This window comes from Amycolatopsis sp. NPDC049253 (genome assembly GCF_040678995.1).
GTDB lineage: Bacteria > Actinomycetota > Actinomycetes > Mycobacteriales > Pseudonocardiaceae > Amycolatopsis.
The window spans coordinates 1-4,170 of record NZ_JBFAQX010000069.1; the positions used below are offsets into that span (position 1 = coordinate 1).

At 67.0% G+C, this 4,170-nt stretch carries 4 protein-coding genes; 3 read left to right on the forward strand and 1 reads right to left on the reverse strand.

Annotation, left to right across the window (positions count from 1 at the left end; genetic code table 11):
• Positions 1 to 219: 219 nt before the first annotated feature.
• Complete coding sequence (locus AB0K15_RS47860; RefSeq protein WP_364067875.1) at positions 220 to 846, forward strand: Tn3 family transposase; 627 nt, start codon at positions 220 to 222, stop codon at positions 844 to 846.
• Here AB0K15_RS47860 and AB0K15_RS47865 read toward each other — a convergent pair.
• Entirely contained in the window at positions 813 to 1,739 is a 927-nt protein-coding gene (locus tag AB0K15_RS47865) for an AraC family transcriptional regulator (protein ID WP_364067877.1), read from the reverse strand. The two genes, AB0K15_RS47860 and AB0K15_RS47865, sit on opposite strands and share 34 nt — an antisense overlap.
• Positions 1,740 to 1,838: 99 nt before the next feature.
• Here AB0K15_RS47865 and AB0K15_RS47870 point away from each other — a divergent pair, with 99 nt between their 5' ends.
• Positions 1,839 to 2,840: an SDR family NAD(P)-dependent oxidoreductase gene (locus AB0K15_RS47870; RefSeq protein WP_364067879.1), complete on the forward strand. Its 1,002-nt coding sequence runs from the start codon at positions 1,839 to 1,841 to the stop codon at positions 2,838 to 2,840.
• A gap of 376 nt (positions 2,841 to 3,216) precedes the next feature.
• On the forward strand, positions 3,217 to 3,681 hold the full coding sequence (locus AB0K15_RS47875) for a nuclear transport factor 2 family protein (RefSeq protein ID WP_364067881.1): 465 nt from the start codon (positions 3,217 to 3,219) through the stop codon (positions 3,679 to 3,681).
• Positions 3,682 to 4,170: the final 489 nt, after the last annotated feature.

The following is a 4,170-nucleotide window of genomic DNA, read 5'->3' on the forward strand; positions in this document are numbered from 1 at the left end:
GGAACTCACGGGGGTAGGGCTTGGGCACGGTGACATCCTTCCAGGCGAGGCTGAAGCCTCACAGGTGAGGTGTCAACCAGACCCTGGGCAGACCCCACTGCCGCACCTCTCGCACTGGCTTGCGCCCCTTACTGGCAGCCGAAAGTAGCCGCCAACGCACATGCCTGTGGAAAGAGCGGACTGGGCACCCCCGACACGTAGTGACTATATCCACGTACTATGAGCCGATCTTGCGACACGTTTGTGAGGTTCCCCTCGAGGATCGTCGCTGACGCCTCACGGGCGGGGCCGGTGTGGGCTGCACGGCGTTGCGGCTTGAGCAGGGGGAAGCGTCCGCATACCGGGCCGCCGCTGACTCGCAAGCTCAACACCGACCTGATCGCAGAGCACTACGACGACCTGCTCCGTGTGGCAGGGTCGTTGGAGTTCGGGCACGCCAACGCGTCGCTGGCGGGCAGGCTCCTCGGCGTCCGGGCGGCTGAACGCGCTGGCCACGGCGCTGAAGGAGTACGGGCGCTGCGGCCCCGGCGGTACCACGGTGGGGTCGGGCGCTGCCGCGTCGCCGAGCGGCCGCTCGAGGTCCTCACCGCCGAGGGGCTTCCCCGTTGTATCGCTGTTCCACCCGGGCTGCGGCACGCGGCGGCCGGGAGTGTGACTCCAGCCATCAACTGGGCCAAAGCCCTGCCAGACACGCCCAAGCCCCGAGCTTGCGGACGATCACCTTGGTCGGCATCTTCGACCGCCCGATGCAGTCGGCGGATCCCCCCGGCCTCCGCCTCGAGCCCTCGGGTTTTTCGCCCGCCGACAAGGATTCAGCTCTCAGGCGTCGTCGACAACACTCGGTAGCGCCTGGGAGCGATCCCGGTCGTACGTTTGAAAGCGTGGCTGAAGGCGCTCTCCGAGGAGTAGCCGAGCGAGGCGGCAAGCGAACTCACCTGTACGTCCTCCTCGCGCAACGCGCGCATGGCCAGGCGCATGCGCCACTGGTGCAGGTAGGTCAGGGGCGGTACGCCCGCCGTCGACTTGAAACGCGCGGCGAATGTGGTCCGGGACATCGCCGCCGACCGTGCGAGGTCGTCCAGGTGCCAGGGTCGGCCCGGATCTGCGTGCATCAATCGAAGCGCCGGTGCGAGGCGTTCGTCGGCAAGGACCCGGATCCACCCAGGGGGGAGAGCGACGGACTCGGCCAGGTGGCTGCGCAGAACCTCGACGAACAACAGTTGAGCGTATTGCTGCGCGGCGGCGGTGGCACCGGGTCGGAGACTCGCCATTTCCTGGGCGAGCCGGTCGAGCAGCCAGCGCACGGCGGGCGCTTCGGCCCCGCTCGCGCGGATGTGCATCGCGGGCGGAAGGGCGGTGAGCAGCAGGTCTTCGCCGCCCCGGTTGACATCGATGTGGCCACCGAGGACGAGGACCTCTTGATCATCACCGATGCGCACCACAGCACCGGGGTTGTCCTCGAAGAGATCTGTCCTGTCTGTCGGCTCGAGCGCCGGATCGCTGGCGAGCGCGACCACCTGCCGGTCGTTCAACACGGCCACGTCGCCCTCCTCAAGCCGGAGCGGATTCTGCACTCCGTCCGCAGTGAGCCAGCAGGATCCGAGTACGACGGCGATCAGCTTCAAGCGGGCCTGCGGCCAGACGCTCAAACCCCAGGCACCGCCGATCGAGAACCCGCCCGAGATGACGCAGCGTGCGTCGATGTGTGCAAGCGCATCAGACAAGGGGTCAGCAGCCATAGCCGTACTATGGAGCAAGTTATGCGGACTCTCAAGTATTCATAGTCCTAGGTTGCGGTGGCAGGCTGGAGAAAACCTTCGTTAGACGGGGAGAGATTCATGCCCAGCCCACAACAACCGATCGGGTCCGCCTTCGACGCCGCGTCCACCGCCGCCGATGTCGTCCGGGGTATCGACCTGTCCGGGAAGGTCGCCATTGTCACCGGCGGCCACTCCGGCATTGGCCTGGAGACCACACGTGCGCTGTGTTCCGCAGGCGCGACGGTCGTCGTCCCGGTGCGCTCGCCAGAGCGGGCCCGGACCGCTCTCGACGGAATCGACGGCGTCGAGATCGACCGGCTGGATCTGGCAGATCCGGCTTCGGTGGACAGGTTCGCCGAGGGGTTCGTCGCATCCGGACGGCCCGTGCACATGCTCATCAACAACGCCGGGATCCAGGGCGTACCCCTGTCACGTGACGCGCGCGGCTGCGAGGCGCATTTCGCGACGAACCACCTGGGGCATTTCCAGCTCACCACACGGCTTTGGCCCGCCCTGCGCCGGGCCGGCGGTGCACGGGTGGTCAACGTCTCGGCATGGATCAACCGGATTGCACCGCTTGTCTTCGACGACATCCACTTCGAACGGCGCGATTACGACGGCCTGCAGGCCTACGGCCAGTCGAAGACGGCCAACTGCCTTTTCTCGGTGGCGCTGGACGAACACGGCGCGGGCGAGGGTATACGCGCTTTCGCCCTGCACCCGGGCCTCATCGTCGGCACCAACCTCAGCCCCTGGATGACGCAGGAACAACTGCGATCGATGGGCCTCATCGACGAGCACAGCGCACCCGTCATCGACCCGGAGAGCGACCGCAAGACACCGCAGCAGGGAGCGTCGACCACCGTCTGGTGCGCGACCAGCCCGCAACTCGACGACATGGGCGGCGTCTACTGCGAGAACAACGAAGTGTCACCGCTGGTCTCGCCCAGCCCAGAGGATGCCGCCCTGATGACCGGACGGACCCAGACGCCTCCCGGTGTGGTGCAGCACTCCATCGACCCACACGCCGCCGCACGCCTGTGGGAGCTGAGCGAGCAGCTCACCGACACCAAGATCTAGTGCCCCTGCCGGCACCGAGGACACTGTAATTCGCTCACGCCCGGCACGCACATCGCGCCGGCCGGAGGCCCGGGTACCGGGAGGCCTCCGGCCGACCGCGGGTCGGTGGCATGTTGTTCTCGGTGGAGCACGAACCGCGACAGATGGCCGCTCAGGGATTCGGCTCGGTCGTCGACATCTCCTCCGGCGCCGGCCTGCCGGTTAGCCCGGCCAGGCGGATACTCGGTGTCCGAGAGCCGCCGAAACGCGGTCGGCTGGCTGTGCTTGCCCAGCCGAGCTTCGTCGCCAGACCACGTTTGCCCGTTGACGGCGGATGCACCGCGCAGGCGGGGCCACAGAATCACGCCGGTGACGCCGGCAGAAAAGGACTATCCCGATGACTGATCCCGACGTTCCCACGGGCGAAGCAGCCGACAGGCTCGCCATCCGCGACCTGGTCGACGCATGGGCACACTGTGCCGACCGCCGCAAACCGAAAGATCAGGCGGCGCTTCTCGTTCCCGATGGGACCGTGGAGGTTTACCAGGGGGACCTCACGACATCCGAACCGGTCCAACGTCTACGGGGGCACGCTGAACTCGCCGAAGCCTTCGCCGCCCTCGACAACTATGATGTGACCACTCATTTCAACGGGCAGAGCACCATCACCCTCAACGGCGACCGCGCCACCGGCGAAAGCTATTGCCTGGCACACCACCTTTTCCTCGAAAACGGTCAGCGCACCCTGATGGTCATGTCCATTCGATACCTTGACACCTTCGCGCGGTACGAGGGCCGCTGGCTGTTCGAGGAGCGGAAGCTGGTCATCGACTGGACCGACAAGCGGTCATCCGCGGGATAGCGACGGCACGGACCGACTGCGGTCTCACCGCCTATCGCGGATGGGCACAGCACCCCGCCTCGCGCCGTGATATCCCCTTGATCAGCCAGGGCACCGGAAAGTCGCTCGCCTCGCCCAACTTTCCCAGCCAATCACTCCGACGTCAGCGACGTCGCGGTTTGGTCGTCGTGTGTGCGACAGTTTTCACCTGGTGCGCATGGTTTCTGTCACCGCCCAGCGTGCCAATCGCGGCTCGAGGCCGACAGCGGCCGATGACCACGAGGCGCGTCATCAATGCTGCGCGTCTGCATTCCCAGCTGGGTCGGGCGCACGTCGAAGGGCGACTGCCCGCTCGGCGTCGTGGTGCTTGGCGACGGCGAGAACCCCCCACCGTGCGGTTCAGGTCATCTTCGGGGGTCCCGGGCTTTGTGGGCGGGTGGCAGGGGGAGTTCGGCGTGCAGGGTGGTGCCTGCGCCGGGGGCGCTGTGGACCACGAGTCGGCCGCCGAGT

What these genes read in the sequence shown, in the direction of transcription:
- AB0K15_RS47860 (WP_364067875.1), top strand. Translation starts at nt 220, where the DNA reads ATGAGCCGATCTTGCGACACGTTTGTGAGGTTCCCCTCGAGGATCGTC.
- AB0K15_RS47865 (WP_364067877.1), bottom strand. Translation starts at nt 1,739, where the DNA reads ATGGCTGCTGACCCCTTGTCTGATGCGCTTGCACACATCGACGCACGC.
- AB0K15_RS47870 (WP_364067879.1), top strand. Translation starts at nt 1,839, where the DNA reads ATGCCCAGCCCACAACAACCGATCGGGTCCGCCTTCGACGCCGCGTCC.
- AB0K15_RS47875 (WP_364067881.1), top strand. Translation starts at nt 3,217, where the DNA reads ATGACTGATCCCGACGTTCCCACGGGCGAAGCAGCCGACAGGCTCGCC.